The 22,241-nt window shown below is 70.3% G+C and carries 17 protein-coding genes; 6 read left to right on the top strand and 11 right to left on the bottom strand.

The annotated features are described in order from the left end of the window. Positions 1 to 87 precede the first annotated feature (87 nt). From ABZ261_RS28420 to rpsO, 5 genes are all read right to left on the bottom strand, one after another. Positions 88 to 567 (bottom strand): hypothetical protein, encoded by a 480-nt coding sequence (locus tag ABZ261_RS28420; protein WP_356864034.1) that lies wholly within the window; start codon positions 565 to 567, stop codon positions 88 to 90. Positions 568 to 578: 11 nt separating this feature from the next. Beyond that, on the bottom strand, positions 579 to 1,331 hold the full coding sequence (dapB, locus tag ABZ261_RS28415; protein WP_356864032.1) for a 4-hydroxy-tetrahydrodipicolinate reductase: 753 nt from the start codon (positions 1,329 to 1,331) through the stop codon (positions 579 to 581). 26 nt (positions 1,332 to 1,357) lie between these two features. Beyond that, the gene (locus tag ABZ261_RS28410; RefSeq protein WP_356864030.1) at positions 1,358 to 2,737 is read right to left on the bottom strand and encodes a pitrilysin family protein; all 1,380 of its coding nucleotides are present in this window, start codon (positions 2,735 to 2,737) and stop codon (positions 1,358 to 1,360) included. Further along, positions 2,734 to 4,953 (bottom strand): polyribonucleotide nucleotidyltransferase, encoded by a 2,220-nt coding sequence (locus ABZ261_RS28405; protein ID WP_356864028.1) that lies wholly within the window; start codon positions 4,951 to 4,953, stop codon positions 2,734 to 2,736. The genes ABZ261_RS28410 and ABZ261_RS28405 overlap by 4 nt, the downstream gene beginning before the upstream one ends. A 381-nt stretch (positions 4,954 to 5,334) precedes the next feature. Next, a complete protein-coding gene (gene rpsO / locus ABZ261_RS28400) occupies positions 5,335 to 5,622 on the bottom strand; it encodes a 30S ribosomal protein S15 (protein ID WP_003997419.1) in 288 nt (95 codons plus the stop codon). Between the two features lie 264 nt (positions 5,623 to 5,886). On the opposite strand from rpsO, the gene ABZ261_RS28395 reads away from it, so the two are divergent. After that, entirely contained in the window at positions 5,887 to 6,180 is a 294-nt protein-coding gene (locus ABZ261_RS28395; protein WP_356864026.1) for a DUF397 domain-containing protein, read from the top strand. 96 nt (positions 6,181 to 6,276) lie between these two features. On the opposite strand, the gene eccD is transcribed toward ABZ261_RS28395, so the two are convergent. Next, a complete protein-coding gene (gene eccD / locus ABZ261_RS28390; protein WP_356864048.1) occupies positions 6,277 to 7,779 on the bottom strand; it encodes a type VII secretion integral membrane protein EccD in 1,503 nt (500 codons plus the stop codon). A 301-nt stretch (positions 7,780 to 8,080) separates the two neighbouring features. Here eccD and eccCa point away from each other — a divergent pair, with 301 nt between their 5' ends. Further along, a complete protein-coding gene (gene eccCa / locus ABZ261_RS28385; protein WP_356864024.1) occupies positions 8,081 to 12,046 on the top strand; it encodes a type VII secretion protein EccCa in 3,966 nt (1,321 codons plus the stop codon). 680 nt (positions 12,047 to 12,726) lie between these two features. Here the strand turns inward: eccCa and ABZ261_RS28380 are convergent. From ABZ261_RS28380 to ABZ261_RS28360, 5 genes are all read right to left on the bottom strand, one after another. Then, positions 12,727 to 13,029 (bottom strand): WXG100 family type VII secretion target, encoded by a 303-nt coding sequence (locus tag ABZ261_RS28380; protein ID WP_356864022.1) that lies wholly within the window; start codon positions 13,027 to 13,029, stop codon positions 12,727 to 12,729. A 35-nt stretch (positions 13,030 to 13,064) separates the two neighbouring features. Continuing rightward, positions 13,065 to 13,400 (bottom strand): WXG100 family type VII secretion target, encoded by a 336-nt coding sequence (locus ABZ261_RS28375; RefSeq protein WP_356864020.1) that lies wholly within the window; start codon positions 13,398 to 13,400, stop codon positions 13,065 to 13,067. A 114-nt stretch (positions 13,401 to 13,514) separates the two neighbouring features. Further along, on the bottom strand, positions 13,515 to 14,645 hold the full coding sequence (locus ABZ261_RS28370) for a S8 family serine peptidase (RefSeq protein WP_356864046.1): 1,131 nt from the start codon (positions 14,643 to 14,645) through the stop codon (positions 13,515 to 13,517). A gap of 200 nt (positions 14,646 to 14,845) precedes the next feature. Beyond that, positions 14,846 to 16,669, bottom strand: coding sequence for a hypothetical protein (locus ABZ261_RS28365; protein ID WP_356864018.1), 1,824 nt, complete (start codon positions 16,667 to 16,669; stop codon positions 14,846 to 14,848). Next, positions 16,662 to 17,141, bottom strand: coding sequence for a hypothetical protein (locus ABZ261_RS28360; protein WP_356864016.1), 480 nt, complete (start codon positions 17,139 to 17,141; stop codon positions 16,662 to 16,664). The genes ABZ261_RS28365 and ABZ261_RS28360 overlap by 8 nt, the downstream gene beginning before the upstream one ends. A gap of 506 nt (positions 17,142 to 17,647) precedes the next feature. Between ABZ261_RS28360 and ABZ261_RS28355 the strand changes: the two genes are divergently transcribed. The 4 genes from ABZ261_RS28355 (at position 17,648) to ABZ261_RS28340 (ending at position 21,735) form a co-directional block, all read left to right on the top strand. Further along, a complete protein-coding gene (locus ABZ261_RS28355; protein ID WP_356864014.1) occupies positions 17,648 to 18,169 on the top strand; it encodes a hypothetical protein in 522 nt (173 codons plus the stop codon). 66 nt (positions 18,170 to 18,235) lie between these two features. Beyond that, positions 18,236 to 20,533: a hypothetical protein gene (locus tag ABZ261_RS28350; protein ID WP_356864012.1), complete on the top strand. Its 2,298-nt coding sequence runs from the start codon at positions 18,236 to 18,238 to the stop codon at positions 20,531 to 20,533. A gap of 8 nt (positions 20,534 to 20,541) precedes the next feature. Continuing rightward, positions 20,542 to 21,093, top strand: coding sequence for a hypothetical protein (locus tag ABZ261_RS28345; protein WP_356864010.1), 552 nt, complete (start codon positions 20,542 to 20,544; stop codon positions 21,091 to 21,093). A gap of 396 nt (positions 21,094 to 21,489) precedes the next feature. Further along, a complete protein-coding gene (locus ABZ261_RS28340; protein ID WP_356864008.1) occupies positions 21,490 to 21,735 on the top strand; it encodes a hypothetical protein in 246 nt (81 codons plus the stop codon). The last annotated feature ends 506 nt before the right edge of the window (positions 21,736 to 22,241 follow it).

Here is a 22,241-nt window from a genome sequence, read left to right as displayed (position 1 = left end):
ACGCGCGGGGTTCGGGCCGGGGCTCGGCGGGCCTGCCGGGGTGGGGGCGGCTTGGTTCTGTCCGGTCTGCCCGGCGGGTTGGGCGGATCAGGAGTGCCTTGACGCGGGCCGGTCGTCGTGTGCGGCCGGTCTGCCGTCGTGCAGGGCGATGGCGCGCTGCATCGCCTTGCGGGCGCGTGGGGTGTCGCGGGCGTCGTGGTAGGCGACGGCGAGGCGGAACCAGCAGCGCCAGTCGTCGGGGGACGCCTCCGTCTCGGCCTTGCGGCGGGCGAACACCTCGTCGGCCGAGTCGCGGTCGACGCGGCCGCTCGGGAGACGCTTCAGCTCGTCGGCCGGCAGCCCGCCCTCCGCGTCGAGCTCGGCGGCGAGCTGGTTGGCCCTGCGGACGAACTGGGTGTTCTTCCACAGGAACCACAGGCCGATGGCCGGCAGGATCAGCACCGCCACCCCGAAGGCGACGGTGAGGGGCGTGCCGGACTGGATGAGCCAGACGCCACGGCTGCCGACCAGGACGAAGTAGAAGACCAGGACGGCGGCCGTGACGATATAGGTGATCTTCGCGCGCATGACGAGGTGGCTCAGCTCAGGTCGAGGAAGTGCTCCAGGCCGAAGGTGAGGCCCGGAGTGGTCACCACGCGGCGCGCGCCGAGCAGGATGCCCGGCATGAAGCTGCTGTGGTGCAGGGAGTCGTGCCGGACGGTGAGGGTCTCGCCCTCGGCTCCCAGCAGCACCTCCTGGTGGGCCAGGAGGCCCCGGAGCCGCACCGAGTGCACGGGGACTCCGTCGACGCCGGCGCCCCTGGCGCCGTCCAGGGCGGTCACCGTGGCGTCCGGCGCCGGGGCCGTGCCCGCGGCGCGGCGGGCCTCGGCGATGAGCTGGGCCGTGCGGGTGGCCGTACCGCTCGGGGCGTCCACCTTGTTCGGGTGGTGCAGTTCGACCACCTCGACGGACTCGAAGTACGGCGCGGCGATCTGCGCGAACTTCATGGTCAGCACCGCGCCGATGGAGAAGTTCGGCGCGATGAGCACGCCGATCTCCGGGGACCGGTCGAGCCAGCCCCTGAGCTGCGCGAGGCGCTCCTCGGTCCAGCCGGTGGTCCCGACGACCGCGTGGATGCCGTGGCGCACGCAGAAGTCGAGGTTGCCCATGACCGAGGCGGGGGTGGTCAGCTCGACGGCGACCTGGGCGCCGGTCTCCGCCAGCGTCTCCAGCTTGTCGCCGCGGCCGAGGGCGGCGACCAGCTCCATGTCCTCGGCGGCCTCGATCGCCTTGACCGCCTCGGACCCGATCCGGCCCCTGGCCCCGAGGACCGCCACGCGCAGCTTGCTCATGTTCCTGCTTCCTAACCGGTGGTGTTTCAGGCGACGGCGTCGTGCAGCCGGGCGGCCTGCTTGTCCTTCAGCGGGCCGATGACCGACAGCGACGGGCGCTGTCCCAGGATGTCGCGGGCGACCGCGCGGACCTCGTCCGGGGTGACCGCGGCGATCTTCGCCAGCATGTCGTCGACGGACATCTGCTCGCCCCAGCACAGTTCGCTCTTGCCGATACGGTTCATCAGCGCGCCGGTGTCCTCGAGTCCCAGGACGGTGGAGCCCTTGAGCTGGCCGATGGCGCGGGCGATCTCGTCGTCGGTGAGACCGTTCCGGGCGACGTGGTCGAGTTCGTCGCGGCAGATGCTGAGCACGTCGTGCACCTGGCTGGGCCGGCAGCCGGCGTAGACGCCGAACAGACCGCAGTCGGCGAAGCCGGAGGTGTACGAGTACACGCTGTAGGCGAGCCCGCGCTTCTCCCGGACCTCCTGGAACAGCCGGGAGGACATGCCTCCGCCGAGGGCGGTGTTGAGCACGCCCATCGCCCAGCGGCGGTCGTCGGTGCGGGCGAGGCCGGGCATGCCGAGGACGACGTGTGCCTGTTCGGTCTTGCGGGCGAGCAGCTCGACCTTGCCGGAGGTGCGGATCGTGCGGCGGCCCTCGCGCGGGGCGACGGGCTGCGCGTCCGGGTCGCGGAAGGCGCCCGCCTTCTCGAAGGCCGCGCGGACCTGGCGTACGACCCGGGTGTGGTCGATGTTGCCGGCGCAGGCGACCACGAGGTGGGTCGGGTCGTAGTGCTTCCGGTAGAAGCGGCGGATGCGGTCGGCGGTGAGGGCGTTGACGGTGTCGACCGTGCCGAGGACCGGGCGGCCGAGGGAGCTGTCGCCGAACATGGTGTGCGCGAACAGGTCGTGCACGCAGTCGCCGGGGTCGTCCTCGGTCATGGCGATCTCTTCGAGGATCGCGCCGCGCTCGACGTCGACGTCCTCCTCGCGGATCAGCGAGCCGGTCAGCATGTCGCAGACGACGTCGATGGCGAGGGGCAGGTCGGTGTCGAGCACGCGCGCGTAGTAGCACGTGTACTCCTTGGCGGTGAACGCGTTCATCTCGCCGCCGACCGCGTCGATCGCGGAGGAGATGTCCAGCGCGCTGCGCTTCGACGTGCCCTTGAAGAGCAGGTGCTCCAGGTAGTGCGTGGCGCCGTTCAGCGACGGGGTCTCGTCGCGGGAGCCGACGTGCGCCCAGATGCCGAAGGTGGCGGAGCGGACCGAGGGCAGGGTCTCGGTGACGATGCGCAGGCCGCCCGGGAGGGTGGTCCTGCGGACCGTGCCGATGCCGCCTGTGCCCTGGATGAGGGTTTGGGTACGGGCGACGGCCCGCGCCTCCGAAGAGGGGCGGGCCGTCACCTTGGAGCCACGGGACGTCACTGCTCGGCGTCGTCCTTCGCCTCGTCAGAACCTTCCTCGCCCTCGATCACCGGGACGAGGGAGAGCTTGCCGCGGGAGTCGATCTCGGCGATCTCGACCTGGACCTTCTGGCCCACACCGAGGACGTCCTCGACGTTCTCCACGCGCTTGCCGCCGGCCAGCTTGCGGATCTGCGAGATGTGCAGCAGACCGTCCTTGCCGGGCAGCAGGGAGACGAACGCACCGAAGGTGGTCGTCTTGACGACCGTGCCCAGGTACCGCTCGCCGACCTCGGGCATCGTCGGGTTGGCGATGCCGTTGATCGTGGCGCGGGCGGCCTCCGCGGAGGGGCCGTCGGCGGCGCCGATGTAGATCGTGCCGTCGTCCTCGATGGTGATCTCGGCGCCCGTGTCCTCCTGGATCTGGTTGATCATCTTGCCCTTGGGGCCGATGACCTCGCCGATCTTGTCGACCGGGATCTTGACGGTGATGATCCGCGGGGCGTGCGGGCTCATCTCGTCGGGCCGGTCGATGGCCTCCATCATCACGTCGAGGATGTGCAGGCGGGCGTCACGGGCCTGCTTGAGGGCCGCGGCCAGGACGGAGGCGGGGATGCCGTCCAGCTTGGTGTCGAGCTGGAGGGCGGTCACGAAGTCCCGCGTGCCGGCGACCTTGAAGTCCATGTCGCCGAAGGCGTCCTCCGCACCGAGGATGTCGGTGAGGGTGACGTAGTGCGTCTCGCCGTCGATCTCCTGGGAGATCAGGCCCATGGCGATGCCGGCGACGGGGGCCTTCAGCGGCACACCGGCGTTCAGCAGCGACATGGTGGAGGCGCAGACCGAGCCCATGGAGGTCGAGCCGTTCGAGCTGAGCGCCTCGGAGACCTGGCGGATCGCGTAGGGGAACTCCTCGCGCGAGGGCAGCACCGGCACGAGCGCGCGCTCGGCGAGGGCGCCGTGACCGATCTCGCGGCGCTTCGGGGAGCCGACGCGGCCGGTCTCACCGGTGGAGTACGGCGGGAAGTTGTAGTTGTGCATGTAGCGCTTGCGGGTCACCGGCGAGAGGGTGTCCAGCTGCTGCTCCATGCGGAGCATGTTCAGGGTGGTCACGCCCAGGATCTGGGTCTCGCCGCGCTCGAAGACGGCGGAACCGTGCACCCGCGGGATGGCCTCGACCTCGGCGGCCAGGGTGCGGATGTCGGTGACACCGCGGCCGTCGATGCGCTTCTTCTCCTTGATCACGCGCTCGCGGACCAGCTGCTTGGTGAGCGAGCGGTACGCGGCGGAGATCTCCTTCTCGCGGCCCTCGAACTCCGGCAGGAGCTTCTCGGCGGCGAGCTGCTTGACGCGGTCGAGCTCGGCCTCGCGCTCCTGCTTGCCGGCGATGGTGAGCGCCTGGGCCAGCTCGGGGCGGATGGCGGCGGTGAGCGCCTCGAACACGTCGTCCTGGTAGTCCAGGAAGATCGGGAACTCGGCGGTCGGCTTGGCGGCCTTGGCGGCGAGGTCGGCCTGGGCGCGGCACAGGACCTTGATGAACGGCTTCGCGGCCTCCAGGCCGGCGGCGACGACCTCTTCGGTCGGCGCCTCGGCGCCGCCCTCGACCAGCTTGATGGTCTGCTCGGTGGCCTCGGCCTCGACCATCATGATCGCGACGTCGCCGTCCTCCAGGACGCGGCCCGCGACGACCATGTCGAAGACGGCGTCCTCGAGCTCGCTGTGGGTCGGGAAGGCGACCCACTGGCCACGGATCAGCGCGACGCGGACGCCGCCGATCGGGCCGGAGAAGGGCAGACCGGCCAGCTGCGTCGACGCGGACGCGGCGTTGATCGCCACGACGTCGTACAGGTGGTCGGGGTTGAGCGCCATGATCGTGGCGACGACCTGGATCTCGTTGCGCAGGCCCTTCTTGAAGGAGGGGCGCAGCGGGCGGTCGATGAGGCGGCAGGTGAGGATGGCGTCCTCGGAGGGCCGGCCCTCACGGCGGAAGAAGCTGCCGGGGATCTTGCCGGCGGCGTACATCCGCTCCTCGACGTCCACCGTGAGCGGGAAGAAGTCGAGCTGGTCCTTGGGCTGCTTGGAAGCGGTGGTGGCCGACAGCACCATGGTGTCGTCGTCCAGGTACGCCACGGCGGAACCGGCGGCCTGCTTGGCCAGGCGGCCCGTCTCGAAGCGGATGGTGCGGGTGCCGAAGGCGCCGTTGTCGATGACGGCCTCGGCGTAGTGGGTCTCGTTCTCCACCAGCGTGTTCTCCGTTACTTGTCTGCTTGTCGTCTTTCGTCCCTCGGCTGCCCGTGTGGCAGGGGGACGGTGGCGGAGAAGCGCTCCGTCCGGTGCGGGCCGGTCTTCGATCGAAGCACCCGGGACTCGATTTCCCCGGGGGCCACTACCGAGGACCGGCGGCGGCGAGGTGCGCTTCTCCTCGTTGTGTGTCGTACGCGGTGCTGCGTGATGCTGCGTGGTGCGTACCGCGTTGTGCTACCACACTACAAAGCGTGAGTGACACTCCGCATGTTTCCGCACGTACCACGATGGTTTCGCGGTATGCCAGGGAAATCCCCGCATACGGCAAAGGGAGCGGTCCCCCGAGTCTTTCCGGGAACCGCTCCCTTCACGGGCGTCCTACTTGGCGCCCGCCGCACCGCGGCGGATGCCGAGGCGGTCGACCAGCGCACGGAAGCGCTGGATGTCCTTCTTCGCCAGGTACTGCAGCAGGCGGCGGCGCTGACCGACCAGGATCAGCAGACCACGACGGGAGTGGTGGTCGTGCTTGTGGGTCTTGAGGTGCTCCGTCAGGTCGGAGATCCGACGGGACAGCAGAGCGACCTGGACCTCGGGGGAGCCGGTGTCACCCTCCTTGGTACCGAACTCGGCGATGATCTGCTTCTTCGTAGCGGCGTCGAGCGACACGCGTACTCCTCATAGTCTCTGAGTGGCCACCGAGTGCCCCCGGTCTTCGTCTCGGGGGAGCTTCCGTTACTCGGAAGGCGGGGATCCGCTGGGCGCGGCCTCCAGAGCCTGGGGCTCCGGGGGTGCGTACACGAACGGCCGTCACTCAGGGTACCAGGCCGTGGCGGGCCTCTTTCGCCCGGTCGGCGAACCGCCCTGGCGGGGCGGCGGCGGCCACTAGGGTGTGCGCCGGACGTACGTACCTCGGGAAGGGGTCGCTGCACGATGGCGGAGACGGAAGCGGAGATCAAGGCGCGCAAGGAGCGCGAGCGCGACGAGCTGTACGCGCTCGACATCTCGGGCGTCGAGTGGCACTGCGCGCCGGGCACGGAGGAGGACGAGGAGCGGGTCGAGATCGCGTACCTGCCCGGCGGGGCGGTGGCGATGCGGTCCTCTCTCGACCCGGACACCGTGCTGCGCTACACCGAGGCGGAGTGGCGGGCGTTCGTGCTGGGGGCGCGGGACGGGGAGTTCGACCTGGAGCCGACGGCGCGCGACGGGGGGCTCGACGGGCAGTGAGCCCGCGCCCGCACGCCGCCGGGCCCCGGCTCGCGCGGAGCCGGGGCCCGGCTGCGTCGGGGTGGCCGTCCACCGGTCGTGGACCGCGCCGTCCGCTCAGCCGGTCATCGACCGCGCCGTCGCGTACACGTCGAAGACCGCCAGCGTCAGCGGGATGAGCGTCAGCAGGACGAAGCCCTCGCAGATCTCCAGGAAGCGGCCCCAGAAGGGGGTCAGCCCGCCGCGCGGCAGGATCAGGCCCAGCGCGGTCACCAGGGCCGCGGCCAGGGCGATGGCCGCGATCAGCCAGACGGTGCGGATCTGGAGGTCGGTGCGGTCGCCGGCCAGCGCCGCGCGCATGAGGTGCGACGGCGGGTTGAGGGCGAGGCCGAGGCCGAGCAGCACCAGCGAGGCCAGCCCGGCGGCCAGCAGCGAGGCCACCTGGGCGGTGTAGCGGAACAGGCCGGCGCGCATGATCATGGCGACCGCGGTGGCGAACGCGAGCAGCTGGGCCCAGACGTCGTCGGAGAAGCCGAGCACGGCCGTCGCCGCGACGGCGAGCAGCGCGCAGCCGCCGACCAGGCCGACGAGGAGTTCGTGCCCGCGCCGCGCCTGCGCCTCGATGCGCTCGGTGTCCACGGACTCCGGCGCGGCGGAGTCGGCGCCGCCGTAGGCGGAGCGGGGGGCGCCGCTGCTGGGGTTCTCGAAGCCGATCGGCAGACGCGCGAAGCGCATCGACATGCCGGGCAGGAAGGCCAGGGCGCCGACGGCGACGGGGGCGCACAGGGCGGCCGTCTCGGTGGGGGCCCAGCCGGTGAGGGCCGCGACGAAGACGACGACCAGGGCGATCGCGGAGGCGAACAGGAAGGCGACGAAGGGGCCGTCGCCGTGGGGTGAGCACAGGGCGAGGATCAGCGCGGCGACGAGAACGGCCGCGCAGGCCAGCAGGAACTGCAGTCTGCCGATGCCCTCGCCGGCGCTCAGCGGCAGCAGGCCGCTGCCCGCGACGCCGACGTTGGGCAGCGCGCCGAGACCGAGGGCGACGGCCGAGCCGCGGTCGTCGTAGACGCGGGCGCGCACCGCGGAGAGCACCACCAGGAGGATGCCGGTGACGGCGGCGAGGATGCCGGCGAGGCCGTGCATGTCGTGGCGGGGGTCGGCGGTCCAGGCGACGAACGCGAGCAGCGCGGGCAGCACGGCGCCGCCGGTCAGGCCCGCGGCCCGGGTCAGGTCGCCGCTCCACAGCCTGTGCTGCCTGGTGACGGCCGAGGCGACGGCCTCGGCGACGTCGTCGAAGACGGCCGGCGGCAGCGACTCCGCGAACGGGCGGAGGGTGAGGAGCTCACCGTCGAGGATGCGCTGGGCGGCGAAGGAGCGGGCGCTGTCCAGCACGGTGCCGTCGGTGCGGACCAGGTGGTAGCCGACCGGGGCGCCCGCTTCGGGGCTCTGCCGGGACAGCCGGAGGATCTCGGGATAGAGGTCGGCGACCGGGACGTCGTCGGGCAGGGCCACGTCGATGCGGCTGTCCGGCGCGACGATGGTGACCCGGCAGAAGCCGAGTCCGGATCCGGAGCCGGAAGGCGTTCCCGTCCCGGGTCCGCCGGTGGCGGCGGCCGTCATGCTCACCTGCTGCTCCCCCTCAGTGGTGGTGGTGCGTCTGTGTCGTGAAGGTCCCGTGCCGGTTCGCCCCGTGCGCGGCGGCCGGGGTGCCGCACGCCGGGATCGCCGGGGTGTCTCCGTCCCGCCATCGGGACGTTCGCCCCGGTGTGTCCGGACTGCTGGGTGTGTGCTCACGCGACCATCCGGCACCCTACCGCTCACCGCCGTCGCGTGAACTCAGTAGGATCACGCGGCGGCCTGCGCTCGCCGGACACGGGGTGGCGGGCGGAACGCCTGGGTCGGGCAAGGGAATTGGTGAGCGGTGAGCCAGATTGTCGTCAAGCGCCCCCCTAGGGCGCTACCGTCCGAAGTGCCCACGGGTGAGGTCGTTGTCCAGCCCCCTCCCGAACTGCCGCGGGGGCCGCAGGAGAGCGTGCTGATGCAGCTCCTGCCCACGCTGGGCATGGGCGGTTCGGTGGTGTTCTTCTTCACGAACGGGCAGCCGTTCATGAAGATCATGGGCATGATCATGATCGCGTCGACGGTGGCGATGTCCATCGCGATGGTGGTCCGCTTCCGCCGCGGCTCCCAGGGCCAGCTCGCCGACATGCGCCGCGACTACCTCAGCTACCTCTCGCAGACGCGCGCGGCCGCCGTCCGGACGGCGAAGGCGCAGCGGGACGCCCAGTACTACCTGCACCCCTCCCCCGAGCAGCTGTGGGCGCTCGTCGCCGAGGGCAGCCGGGTGTGGGAACGGCGGCCCGGCGACGAGGACTTCGCGCATGTGCGCATCGGCCTGGGCCCGCAGCCGCTGGCGACCCCGCTCATCGCCCCGGACACGGGCCCCGTCGAGCAGCTCGAGCCGTTGACCGCCGGCGCGATGCAGCGTTTCCTCGCCGCGCACAACACCGTCGGCGACCTGCCGATGGCGGTCTCGCTGCGCGCCTTCTACCACGTCACCGTCAGCGGCGAACCGCAGTCCGTGCGGGCCTCGGCCCGCGCCCTGGTCGGCTCGCTGGCCTCGCTGCACTCCCCCGAGGACCTGGTCGTCGCGGTGGCCGCGGGCCGTGAGGCGCTGCCGCACTGGGAGTGGGTGAAGTGGCTGCCGCACGCGCAGGCGCCCGGCGCGGTGGACGGCGCGGGCTCCCGCCGGCTGATCGGCTCCGACCCGCGCGAGCTGGAGGACCTGCTCGCCGCCCGGCTCACCGGCCGGCCGCGCTTCCACCCGGGCGCGGCGCCGCTGCTGGACGAGCCGCACATCGTCCTGGTGCTGGACGAGCTGTCCCTGCTGCCGGACTCGGTGCTCGCCAACCCGGAGGGGCTGCAGGGCGTCACGGTGCTCGAGGTGGTGCCGGGCGACCTGACCACGGCGGGCGGCGACCTGTCCATCGTCGTGCAGCCCGGCCTGCTGCGCCTGGAGTCCGGGCACGGCGAGGTCTACGAGGGCGCCCCGGACGCCCTGTCCTACGAGTCCGCCGAGGCGCTGGCCCGGCAACTGGCGCCGCTGCGCATGGCCTCAGGCGGCGACGACGACGAACCGCTGCTCGCCAACCTGGAGTTCACCGACCTGCTGGGCCTCGGCGACGCGGCGTCCGTCGACACCAAGCGCACCTGGCGGCCGCGCGCGCTCGCGGAACGGCTGCGCGTGCCCATCGGTGTGGGCGTGGACGGCCGGCCCGTGATGCTGGACCTGAAGGAGGCCGCGCAGGAGGGCATGGGCCCGCACGGCCTGTGCGTCGGCGCGACCGGTTCCGGCAAGTCGGAACTGCTGCGCACGCTGGTGCTGGGCCTCGCGGTCACCCACTCCTCGGAGACGCTGAACTTCGTCCTCGCCGACTTCAAGGGCGGTGCGACGTTCGCCGGCATGGCGCAGATGCCGCACGTCGCGGCCGTCATCACCAACCTCGCCGACGACCTGACCCTGGTCGACCGCATGGGCGACTCGATCCGCGGCGAGCTGAACCGCCGCCAGGAGCTGCTGCGCGACGCGGGCAACTACGCCAACATCCACGACTACGAGAAGGCGCGCGCGGCCGGTGCGCCGCTGCAGCCCATCCCCTCGCTCGTCCTGGTGATCGACGAGTTCAGCGAGCTGCTGAGCGCCAAGCCGGACTTCATCGAGATGTTCGTGCAGATCGGCCGCATCGGCCGGTCGCTGGGCGTGCACCTGCTGCTGGCCTCGCAGCGCCTGGAGGAGGGCCGCCTGCGCGGCCTGGAGACGTACCTGTCGTACCGGATCGGTCTGCGCACCTTCTCCGCGGCCGAGTCCCGCGCCGCGCTCGGCGTCCCGGACGCCTACGAACTCCCGAACGTCCCCGGCTCCGGCTTCCTGAAGTACGGCACGGACGAGATGGTCCGCTTCAAGGCGGCGTACGTCTCGGGCGTGTACCGCTCGGGCTCCCGGCAGGCGGCCCTGCCCGGCGGGCAGCTCCCGGTGGACCGGCGGCCGGTGCTGTTCACCGCCACCGAGGTGCCGGTGCGGTACACCGCCGTCCCGCCGCAGCGCACCCCCTCCGAAGCCCAGGTGGACGAGGCGCTGGCCGACACGGTCCTCGACGTGATCGTGCGCCGGCTGGAGGCGCAGGGCCCGGCGGCGCACCAGGTGTGGCTGCCGCCGCTGGAGAGCCCGCCGTCGCTGGACGCGCTGCTCCCGGGCCTCGCGGCCGTGCCGGACCGCGGTCTGACCCAGCCCGGCTACGAGGGCGCGGGCCGTCTGGTCGTCCCGGCGGGCCTGGTCGACAAGCCGTACGAGCAGCGCCGCGACCGTCTGATGCTGGACTTCTCGGGCGCGGCCGGCCACATGCAGGTCATCGGCGGCCCCCAGTCCGGCAAGTCCACCCTGCTGCGCACCCTGATCTGCTCCTTCGCGCTCACCCACACCCCGCACGAGGTGCAGTTCTACGGCCTCGACTTCGGCGGCGGCGGCATGGCCGCCGTGGACGGCCTGCCGCACGTCGGCGGCATCGCCTCGCGCCTGGACCCCGAGCGGGTCCGCCGGACGGTCTCCGAGGTGTACGGCGTCCTGACCCGCCGCGAGGAGTACTTCCGCACGGCCGGCATCGCCTCCATCGCCGACTACCGCGCCCGGCGCGCCCGCGGCGACATCTCGGTCACGGACCAGCCGTGGGGCGACGTGTTCCTGGTCATCGACGGCTGGGGCAACTTCCGCACCGACTACGAGGGGCTGGAGCCGGCGGTCCTGGACATCGCCGCCCGCGGCCTCGGCTACGGCATCCACCTGATCATCACCGCGTCGCGCTCGATGGAGGTCCGGGCGAACCTCAAGGACCACCTGATGAACCGGCTGGAGCTGCGCCTCGGTGACGTGATGGACTCGGAGATCGACCGCAAGGTGGCGGCGAACGTCCCCGCGGGCGTCCCCGGCCGCGGTCTGTCCCCGCAGAAGCTGCACTTCATGACGGCCGTCCCGCGCATCGACGGCCTCACCTCCGACACGGACCTGGCGGAGGCCACCGCCGCGCTGACGACCGAGGTCGGACGCCACTGGCAGGCGCCGGGCGCCCCGAAGGTGCGGCTGCTGCCGCGCCGGCTGGAGGCGGTCAAGCTGCCGCCGGGCGACAGGTTCCCGCAGCGGGGCGTCGCCTTCGCGCTGGACGAGGACAACCTGGAGCCGGTGTTCGTCGACTTCGAGCAGGACCCGTTCTTCCTCGTCTTCGGCGAGAGCGAGTCCGGCAAGTCCAACCTGCTGCGGCTGCTGATCAAGCAGCTGACCCTGCGGTACGGCGGCGACGAGGCGAAGTTCTTCGTGGTCGACAACCGCCGCTCCCTGCTGGACGTCACCCCTGCCTCCCACCTGGCGGAGTACATCCCGATGTCCAGCCAGATGGACCACCACATGGTGGCGCTGGCCGACCTCATGCAGCGCCGCACCCCGACGGCCGACGTCACCCCGCAGCAGCTGCGGGAGCGGAGCTGGTGGCGGGGGCCGCAGGTGTTCGTGGTCATCGACGACTACGACCTGGTCTCCACGTCCAGCGGCAACCCGCTCAGCGGTCTGACCGAGATGCTGCCCTTCGCCCGCGACGTCGGCGTCCGCTTCGTCATCGCCCGTTCCTCGGCGGGCGCCGGCCGCGCCTCCTACGAGCCGTTCATGCAGCGCATGAAGGAACTCGGCGCCCAGGGCATCGTCCTGGCGGGCGACCCGGCCGAGGGCGACATCCTCGGCGGGGTCCGGCCGCGGCCGATGCCCGCGGGGCGGGGCGTCTTCGTCTCCCGCAAGCGGGGCAAGCCGCTGGTCCAGACGGGGCTGGTGGACGTGGAGTACTGACGGGATTCCCGTGGCGAACCCGGCGGCCGGAGGGCCGCCGGGTTCGGCGTTTGGCGGGTGCGGTGCGGCCGGCGGGCAGGGCGGGCAGGCGGTACGCGTATCCGCCCGCTGTGCGCGCTTCCTCATGGAGTACGGCTTGCTGGGGGTGGGCGGTCGCGGGGGTCCCGTCCGGGCACTGTGCGCGCACGGGGTGGCGGCGCGGGTCCAGGGCGTGGGTGTTCCGGGTGAGTGGTCGGGGGCGTGGCCTGTTCGGGGTGCGGCCCGTAGTACCGCGTGGGGGGCGCGGCCCGTATTGCCGCGTGGAGGCCGGTCGGGAAGGCCGTCGGTGGCGGGCAGGGCGGCCGCGGAGAGTGCTCGGCTGCGGTGAGGCGCTGCCGTGCGGGACGGACGGCCGGTGCCTCGGCGAGGGGCACGCCAGCGCGTACCCCGCTCGGGCGGGCTGCCGTACGCGGTGGGGGCGGGCGCACCAAGATCGTCGACCTGGTGCCAGAGCCGCTCGTCCGGGGTGGCCGGGGCGGGTGCCGGCCGTCACCGGTGCGGGCGACGGGCCGGCGCCGGGGGCACGGGCACCCCGGCGGGGGAACGTAGCGGGGACGTCGGCCGGGGCACGCACACCACGGGGTGGGCACCTCCCGTGCGTGCCCACCCCGTTGCTCCGCCGTGCCGGCCGGTCAGCCGTCCTACATGAAGTAGCTGGCGGCCTTCCGGTCGCCGCCCTGGTAGTCGCCGCCGGCCGCGTGCACGACCTTGCCGATGGCGACGAGGGCCTCGTGGATGCCCTTGGCCTCACGGTCCCAGGCGGCCTGCTGCTCGGTGTACGCGTTGTGGGCCTCGCCCTCCCACATGCTGGCGACGCCGGCGACCTTCTGCTTGATGGCCTCGAGGCCCTCTTCGAGCCGCCGCGCGTGGTTGGCCAGCTGGGTGGCGGTCTCGTCGAGACCCCCGTAGGAAACTTCGAGCTCGCCGCTGTTGTTCACGCCCATGATTGCTCCGTTGTCGAGAAGTGGTGGTCTGCGGATCAGTAGCTGGACAGGGCCGAGCCGCCGGCGCCGATGTCGATGCTCTGCACCTGCGAGCGGACCTCGTCCTCCGTGCCGTCCTTGATCTTCCGGGTGGTGCTCATGGCCTCGATGAACTTGGCGAGGATGTTGCCGATCCGGACCATGCGCTCGTTGATCTCGGTCTGCTTGGCGTTGAACGCGCCGGCGCCGATGCCCTTCCAGTGGCCTTCCAGGCTGTCGATGATCGCCTGGAGCTCCTTGAGCTGGCCCTTGATGCCCTCGAAGCGGTGCAGAAGCTCCTTTTCGAGGACGATGATGTCCTTGTCGCTTACCTTCTGGCGCCCTGTGGCCATTTTCCATGCCTTTCGTTGCGAACTGACCTTGCCGGGTGCTGCGTCAAGGCGTCAGCACGGATGGCAAGCGGGCTTCTGCTCACTCGGCGAATGAACAGGTATGCGGGAGACCGCTCAGGCGTTACGGCGTGCGCGCAGCACGGCGAAACCGGCGCCTCCGAGGATGAGTACGGCTGCCGCGGCGCCGATGATCACCCAGGTCCGGGTGCCGCCGCCGGACGCGGTGTCCTGCGCGGCGGCGGAGGTGGGGCCGTCGGCGGAACCGGCTTCCTTCGAGGGCTTCGCCGACGCCCCGGACGAGGGCGACGAGGAGGGCGCGGCCGAGGAACCGCCGGTGGCCGTGATGTCCTCGTCCGGCGCCGTCCCGTTCTCGGCGGCGAGGGGGTCGCGGTTGGCCGGGCCCGGGTCGATGTCCTTGGCGATCAGTACCCGGCGGGGCCGGATGACGCCGTACCCGAGGTACTTGCTGGGCTTGTTCTTGGGCCAGCTGCGGCCGGCGGTGTCGATGAAGGAGCGGAGGACCTGGTTGGCGGTCCAGTCGGGGTGCGCGGACCAGACGAGGGCGGCGGAGGCGGAGGCGATGGCGGAGGCGTTGCTGGTGCCAAAGGTGCGGCAGTACCTGGTGAACGTGGCGTCGCACCAGGTCGGGACCTCAATGCCAGGAGCCGAGAAGTCCACCTGGTTCCCGTAGGTGGAGAATTTGCCCACGGTGGCGTGCCGGTCGATGGCAGAGACTCCCACAACGTACGGATACATGGCGGGGTAGTTGGCCTTGTTGCCCTTGGCTCCGTCGTTACCCGTGGCGGCGAACAGCAACTTGCCCTTGGACGCCGCGTACTTGACGGCGGCCTGCTCCGCCTCATCGGGGAATTCGCTGCCGTAGGACATGTTGATGATCTTGGCATCGGTGTCGGCGGCAGCCCTGATGGCCTGGGGCGAGTCGAGGGACCTCAACCGCTCGCGCTCATCCTTCATCTGATCAAGTCCCACCCGAATCGGGATGATCTTCGCTCCCGGAGCGAGGCCCTTGATGCCTCCGCCGGCTCCCGTGCCCGCGATGAGCTCGGCCATCGAAGTACCGTGGCCGTCATAGTCCTGGGTGACGTGGTACTTCGCTGCTTTCGGCACCTCGTCGACCAGCACCTGGCCCCTGAGCGAGGAGGTGTTCGGGTTGACCCCGGTGTCGATGACAGCGACCTTCACCCCCTTGCCGGTGCTGTGCTTCCATATCTCGTCGGCGCCCATCGCGTCCAGATACCACTGCTTGGTTCGAACGTCGTCCAACGCCACGGCTCCGGGAGCCAGTCCTGCCGACGCGATGACCAGCGTGCCCAGCACCGAGCACACGGCAGACAGTCGCCTCGCGTTGCGCCTCGTCAAGAGGGCGGTCCTGGTGCCGCGCCGGCCGGTCCCTGGCTTCATGCCTGTGTACGTCCTCGCTCGTGTCAGTCGTTCTTCTGGGGCACATCACGCCGCTGCTGCGACGATCGGTGCTGTCCGGTGCCGGAAGCCCTGCCCGCCTCACCGCCCGGAGCCTGCCGGCCGCCCACCGCGCCGCGTCCCAGCCCCGTTGCGCCGGCCTCGGCGCCCCGGGAACCGGCAGCAGCACGGGGCGCGCCGACGACGCCCTCGGGGTTGCTGGCCGAGCGCAGCACCGCCTGGCCCGCGCCGGGCTCCGGGTTCGGCCTGGGGGCGCCGACCACTCCCCGCTGCCCGAGAGCGCCCTTCGCCGGTGCGGAGGAGCCCGGCTCCTCTGCGCCGACGACCATTCCGCGCGGGACACGGGGGTTGGCCGTGCCCGCCGGCCTCCCGCCCGTGACGGGCTTGCCGCCCACGACGCCGTTGCGCGCCGGGCCGGCGGGACCGGTCGCTCCCGTGCGTCCGCCAGGTGCGCCGGTGCTCGTCGGCGTTCCACCGGTGACGGGACGCCCCATCGGCGGGCGCCCGGACTGGACGGGCCCGCGTGCGCCCGGCTGACCCGCCGCGGTCGCGCGTCCCGTGGCACGGGCGGTTTGTCCCAGCGGGCCCTGAGGCGCTCGACCACCGGCGACCGTACGCCCCGCCTGGCCCGCGGCACCCTGCGGAACGCGGCCGCTGGAGACGGCACGCCCCGCCTGGCCCGCGGCACCCTGCGGCACCCGGCCGCTTCCGGCTCCCGACGGACCGCTGCGTCCCTGTGCGGTCACGGGGAACCGGCTGGTCGGCCCGTAGCCGGGGGTACGGCCGGCGGTCGGGGCGAGGGGAGGCGCCATCGGTCCCGTCGGCAGCGGCGGCGTCTGCCCGCCACCACCGGCGGCCGGGGCAGTGGGCACCGGGGAACCGGGCGGTGCGGTGGGCGCCTGAGGAGGCAGCGTGGCCGTGCTGTCGATCGCCGTGCCGATGTCTCCGTCGGAAGGCACGCTCGCGCTGGGCTCGTGCACTTCCCTGACCGGCGGTACATGCCCGCCGGTCCCCGTTGCGTCCACGGCAGCCGTACCGTGGTGGCCTTCCACGGCGGTTCCGCGGCTTCCCCCGACCAGCCCTCGGCTCCCGCTCGGGCCGGACCCGTACGGACCCGCCCCACCCTTGGAGCGCCCCACCGGCTTCGGCACGCCCACGTCCGGGATCGGCTTGTAGGGCTTCGGGTCGGCCTCCAGGGCCGTGCCCAGCGTGGAGGCGGAGACCGCATAGAACGACGCCAACCGGTTCATCTGGTTGATCGCCTCTTGCCGGTTCTTCTCGACCTTCAGCGCGGCGGCGTAGTCCGGGTCGCCGTCGACCTGCTTGGACTTGGGCAGCTCATGGGGACGCTTCTGCTCGGCCGCGGGCCGGGGGTCGCGCTCGGGCATGGAGCTGCGCACGGAGGCCAGCCCCGTGGCGGCGGCGGAGATCTCGGTGGCGGCGACGTCGGCGAAGGTCGCGAGTCCCTTGGTCCAGTCGATGAGGCCGGCGGTCCAGGTGCGGAACTGCTCGGCGCCCTCGCCCTCCCAGTCGACCCCCTTGAGGTTCGTCGCCAGGTCCGTCGCCGCGTCGTGGATGGCCGTACGGGCGTCCCACAGGGCCTTGCTGGCCATCTCCAGGTGCTCGGGGTTGGCGTGGCGGACCAGGTCGATCATCGCGTTGAGATCGTGGTCCTCGAAGTCGGTCCGGCCGAGGGAGAGCGCCGATCCGATCGGCGTGCCCCGGAAGGCGGTCTGCAGATGGCTGATGGCATTGACCACGCCGACCTGGCGGTCCGCCTGCTCGACGTCCGTCTTGTACTCGGGCTTCTGCTGCCAGTTGTCAGTCAATGGGATCCCCCGCGGACGTTGCGTCGCCGGCGTGCTCACCAGCCCGGACCGGCTTCGGCTCGGCGTGCTTGTGCTCGGTGTGCTTGTGCTCGGACGCCGTCGCCTGCTGGTGCTCGTGCACGAGGTGCGAGCGGATCTGCCAGAACCGGCGCCGCACCTCGTCCTCCGTACCGTCGTACGTGGCGTCGGCCGCGTGCGCCGCGAGCGTCAGGGCCTCTATCTGCATCCCGAGGTTCCGCGACAGCGAGGTGAGGCGCTCGTGCACCTGCTCGTACTTGCCGTGCAGCTCGGTCGCCTCGTGGAAGGGGATGTTCGAACCGCTGAAGGAGGAAGCGCTGAGCCTGTGCTCCGCGAGCCTGGACGGGCTGCCGGGAGCACCCTCGAAGGCCGTCAGCGCGTCGTCGACCTTCTTCTTGAACTTCGCCAGCGCATCGATGCCGCGCCTCATGCCCGAGCCGCTACCGCCGCCCACCGCGACTCCTTCCCCGTTTCCCCGTTGGTACCGCTCGACGGACCGGGCGGCGCACAACCGCGGCACCGGTCCATCGCCGACCACTGTAGTCACTGTGCATTTCGCGGCCAACTGAACTCTGCGACAGTTCAGTTGCAATGGCGTCCATGTATGACCGGTTCAGAGCCACGCAAGACCGACAGGGCGACCAAAAGAGACAGAAGGGGCCCGGCATCTACGCGGAAGCTTCACATCCGCACGGTGACCGGGACGCAGGGCGCCACCTGAGAGTCGTCTTCGCCATGACGAAGCCTCACTCCGACGGGCAAGGCGCGCGATTGCCGAACAGAGCGAACAGCTCGGACGACGGCCAGGAGGGGGCAGCGCAGCCGGTGGGCCGGCGAGGTCGCCTCCGCGGAACCTTCACGACCGAAACATCACCCATAGCGGATATGGCGCCTGGCCTCAGCGGTCCCGGTTGCTACTTTGGCCCAGCATCGCAGTGAAACACGGGGGAGGGCCCTTCCATGGCGTGGGACGAATGGGAGCAGCTCAAGGCGCAGGCTGCTCAGGGGGAGTCGGCGCACATGCAGCTCAACCATGTCGACGCGGGCGGCGGCACCTACGGCCCCTACGTCATCCCCAGCAGGACGGGTGACCTCAAGGTCGGGCACAAGGACCTGGAAAAGATCGGCAGGGCGGCGCACCACCTCTACGACCAGCTGTGGGACAAGGCCCGCGTAGCCACCCCGAGCAGTGACTCCGCAGCCGGCGACCTCTCCAAGCAGGGCTTCGCCCTCGGCGCCGGACTCCAGCACGTCTCGAACCGCTGGGAGGAGCAGCTGAAGTCCCTGATGGACGCCTGCGCCCAGATCTCCAACCACATGCAGACCACCAAGGCCGTGCACGCGAACGACGAGCACTACATCCAGCGCCAGATGAGCAGCATCGACGCGCTGGACGCCGGGTTCGACGAACGGGTGGGAGCACCGGGCGCGAAGAACGACTATGGGGACGACGGCAAGGGCAAGGGCAAGAAGAAGGAGTAGCGGCGTCGGGTCGGAGACGACAGGGACGCTCACACCATCGGCACCGCTATCCCGGGATGACCACCAATGGACTTCAACACCCTCTACCACGCCAACTTCAAACTGCTCGACGACGCCGTCAGCGACTGGTCGACCCTCGTGAAGCACCTCGCGGATCTGAAGAAGGATGCCGAGGACCACCTCCACAAAGCCGCTGTCAAGGCCGACTGGGCCGGGGTGAATGCGCAGGTGTCCAAACAGTTCGTCGGCAAGACGGCCGGCGAGTTCGGCGACGCCCACACACAGGCGACCACCATTTACCGGATCTTGCTGGACACCCGGGACGAGCTGAAGCTGTACCACCGGCAGCTGACGGATGCCGTCTCCCGCGGGCAGAAGAAGAACCTGACCGTCATCGACCGGGGTGACGGCGCGTTCCAGGTCATGGGCAGCACACGGCCGGACTGGGCCTCCGACCCGAGCGGCAAGACGGGCGCGACCGACCAGAAGGACGTCGACGCCCTCCGCGACGAGATTCAGGGCATCCTCAGCAAGGCCACCGAGAGCGACAGCACGGCCAGAGACGTCCTCGTCGCGATCGCCGATCAGACCCGGACGGGTTTCTCCGACGCCCATTACAAGGACCGGGACACCGCGGCGGCGGCCGTGAAGGAAGCCGACGAGCTGGCGAAGCTGGCCAGGAAGGACCCGGACGACCTCACGGTCGAGGAGTTCGACCGTGTGAACGCCGGGCTGAAGAAGTACCACGACGACCCTCTGTTCGCCGAGCGCTTCACGGCCCGCCTCGGGGCGAAGAGGACCCTGGAGTTCTGGGCCGGCGTCACGGACCCGATGGTGGCACCGGACCTCACCCGCGAGCGACGGGAGCAGTTCGACGAACTGCAGAAGAGTCTCGGTCTGACCCTGGCTACGGCGAGCCGGAGCGACACACCGTCGATGACTCGGTGGAAGCAGGACGTCATCGAGTTGGGGGACCGACCGATCGGGCACCGCGCGGACGTCCTCGGCGTCCAGGTGATGAGCAACCTCATGCGCGTGGGCGACTACGACGACGCGTTCCTGACCGCGTACGGCAAGCGGTTGATGGCGACGGAGCGGAAGTTCACCCACGACGGCGCCCACACCGGCTGGCAGCAGTTGCCGACCAACCCCTACCTGAACCGGATGAGCGGCGACACGGGCTGGGATCCGCTGAGCGGCTATCTGAAAGGTCTGTCGAACAATCCGGCCGCGGCCACCGACTTCTTCAACGACGACTTCATCCCGAAGGACGGCGACCACAAGCACGCCGTCTCCAACTTCAAGTACCTGTTCGAGGATCGCCATTGGCCGCAGGCGATCAAGAGCGACATCAGCGGCGATTGGAGCCACGACGGCCGCAACAACCTCGCCGCGGCGCTGGAAGCCGCGACGACCGGGCATCCCGCGGGTGAACTGCCCACCGACGACACCCCCGCGCACAATGCGGGGCAGGTAAAGCTGTTCGAGAGCATCGTGTCCTCGATCTCGGACGACAATGCTCGCCTCACGGATCACGGCTACATGGCGGACAGTATCGGTCAAATCGCTTCGGAGTACCTGCCGGACATCGACCGAGCGACAACTGATGTCGATCCGCATCCGGACAAGGGCGATGCGGACGGTCAGGCGGCGTGGGACCGCGTCCAAAAGCTGTACCCCGTTCAGGGCACAGGTGCCGAACTCGACCGGCGCGAAGCGACGCGTTTCCTCTTCGCCGTCGGGCAGGACCCGAAGGGCTACGCAGCCGTCGAGGTCGGCCAGAAAGCGTACATGGGCAGGCTGATGGAATACCACCTCAACCCGGATCTTCCTGCGGAGCAACGCCCCAACCAGGACGTCGAGCTTGCGATTCGTGACATCGCCCGGCATTCCGGGCAGGTTTCCGGGACACTTGCCATGGGGCGCAACGAGGCGGTCGCCGGTCCCGCCGATGCCAAGGACAAGGATTTCGACCACTCCGTAGCCCAGTGGAAGAACCTGCTGTCCGGGACTGTCGGTACCGGCGTGGGTGTCGGCACCTCTTTCATCGCGTCGCCGGCAGTCGGCGCTGGCGTGGGCGGCGTGGCTGGAACGGCCACCAGCATGATGCTGGAAGAGCTCTTCAAGGACGCCGAGGGCAGCGCCAAGGACGACGCCGGTACTGAAATGGGCAAGAACTGGCAGCTCGGTAACGAGAACAACATCAAGTACACCAGGAAGGCTGCCTACAACGCAGCCAGGGCCTACCACCTCTCGAACACTGGTGATGTGTCCACATGGGCTGAGGACTCCTCGTCGCAGGGGTTCATGGAAGGCGGCAACTACATGAAGCAGGTCGGACCCGAACTCGTCACGGACATCTGATGTCGGCAGTGAGCGACCTCGTGAAGGGCGGAAATGCGGTGACTCGGCGAGTCGTGGCAGCCACAGGCGTCATTGCGCTGTTCGGCCTGCTTGCCGGATGCTCGGAGCCGGTGGCGAAAAAGGACTACGCCGTGCCCAGGACTCTGTGTGACGTGCCGTTGGATCCTGACCTCCTTTCCCCCTTCCTGCCGGCCGGCAAGAGGGTCGACGTCCGGGAATCACGTCCGGTGCCTTCCAGGAAGATCTGCAGGGTGGAAGTCGACGGTAAGTGGGCACTGATGGCGAACCTTCAATGGTGGGAGGAGGACGTGGACATTTCCGCTGTCGTGTCCGCCAACCCGCAGACGGACAAGTCCCCACAGTCGACCGGCGACCACTTCTTCTACACGGGAAGTGGAGCGGTCAAGTTGGTCGAAGGCTGCAAGAACCGCGAGCACTCCCGACATCTGCTGTACACCTCAGTCCTGCTCAATAACCCGGACCTGGGTGACACCACCGCCATGAAAAAGCTGGCGACCGCCTTCACCTCAGCCGTCGGGGAGTCCGATGAATGCTCGTAGGCCGGTCATGCCGCATCCCCCTCGTACCGCTGAGCGGATGCCGCGGTGACTCGAAACGGGACACACCTTCGCGGATTCTTCGCAAAGCACGCGGCAAGGCAGAAACGGGCGAAACCCGTCTCTCCACCTCGAGGCCGTCTCGCCCGGGCGGCCGCCTCAGTCCCTGTCCTGCTCCTCGCGCTCGCCAGTTGTTCCGGAGGAGGGCAGCAACGCGATTACTCCACGCCTCGGTCAGCGTGTGGTACCGCTGTCGACTCCGAGGCGCTCACCGCTTTCCTCCCCCCTGGGAAAACGGTCTCGACGAAGGTCACAACCGCTTCGTCCAGGGCCACTCGCTGCGCTGTCTCCGTCGATGGCAAACGGATCGTCTACACCGCGCAGGAGTGGTGGAACGACATGCCGGTGGTGGAGTTCGCCAAAGGGCTGACTCTCGACAAGGTGGGCCACCGAACCGACGACGGCCGCTTCGCGTACTCGGGGAACGCAGCGTTCGGCAAGACACAACACTGTCGCAATGATCATGACCAAGTCCTGTACACGGCTGTGCTCGCCACGGGCTCACACCACAGCGATGCGGCAGCGATGAAGAAACTGATCACCGAGTTCACGGAGACGGTGCAGCGATCAAAAGTATGCCGCTGACTGGCTTGCGCAGCCTCCGTGAAGTAGACAGTGGCGAGCCCACCGACGCCGGTGACTCGGTACTGGCATTTTCTGCGGCGGCGAGGGGGCAGTCAACACAGGGAGTCGGGGCGACAAGAAGCCGTATATGTCCCGTAACGGGCGCGGCGATCAAGACACCCTTCGGAACGTGTTTCGGGACGATTGGCCCCTGCGGGACAGTCGGCCCAGCCTTGCCCGACACTCGCCGGCGGGTCGACTGACGTTCCTGCGCCGCCTTTCCGTGCCTGACGTATCCCACGCGGCAGGCATGGTGCAGTGTTCTCCTCAGCATTGCTAAGTTGACTCGATACCGCATAACACGGGGGAAGGGGTCCTTCCATGGCGTGGGACGAGTGGGAGCAGCTCAAGGCGCAGGCCGCTGAGCAGAGGTCGACCCGCATGCGTGTCAATCACGTGCCGGCGGACGGCGGCGGTGCGGGCTCCGGGGACCTGGTGGTGCACCAGGACGACCTCGGTGCCGTCGG

Source organism: Streptomyces sp. NPDC006193 (assembly GCF_040613915.1).
In the GTDB taxonomy this organism is placed as follows: domain Bacteria; phylum Actinomycetota; class Actinomycetes; order Streptomycetales; family Streptomycetaceae; genus Streptomyces.
The sequence above is the reverse complement of the archived record's forward strand: the minus strand, read 5'-3'. Positions and strand labels throughout refer to the sequence as shown.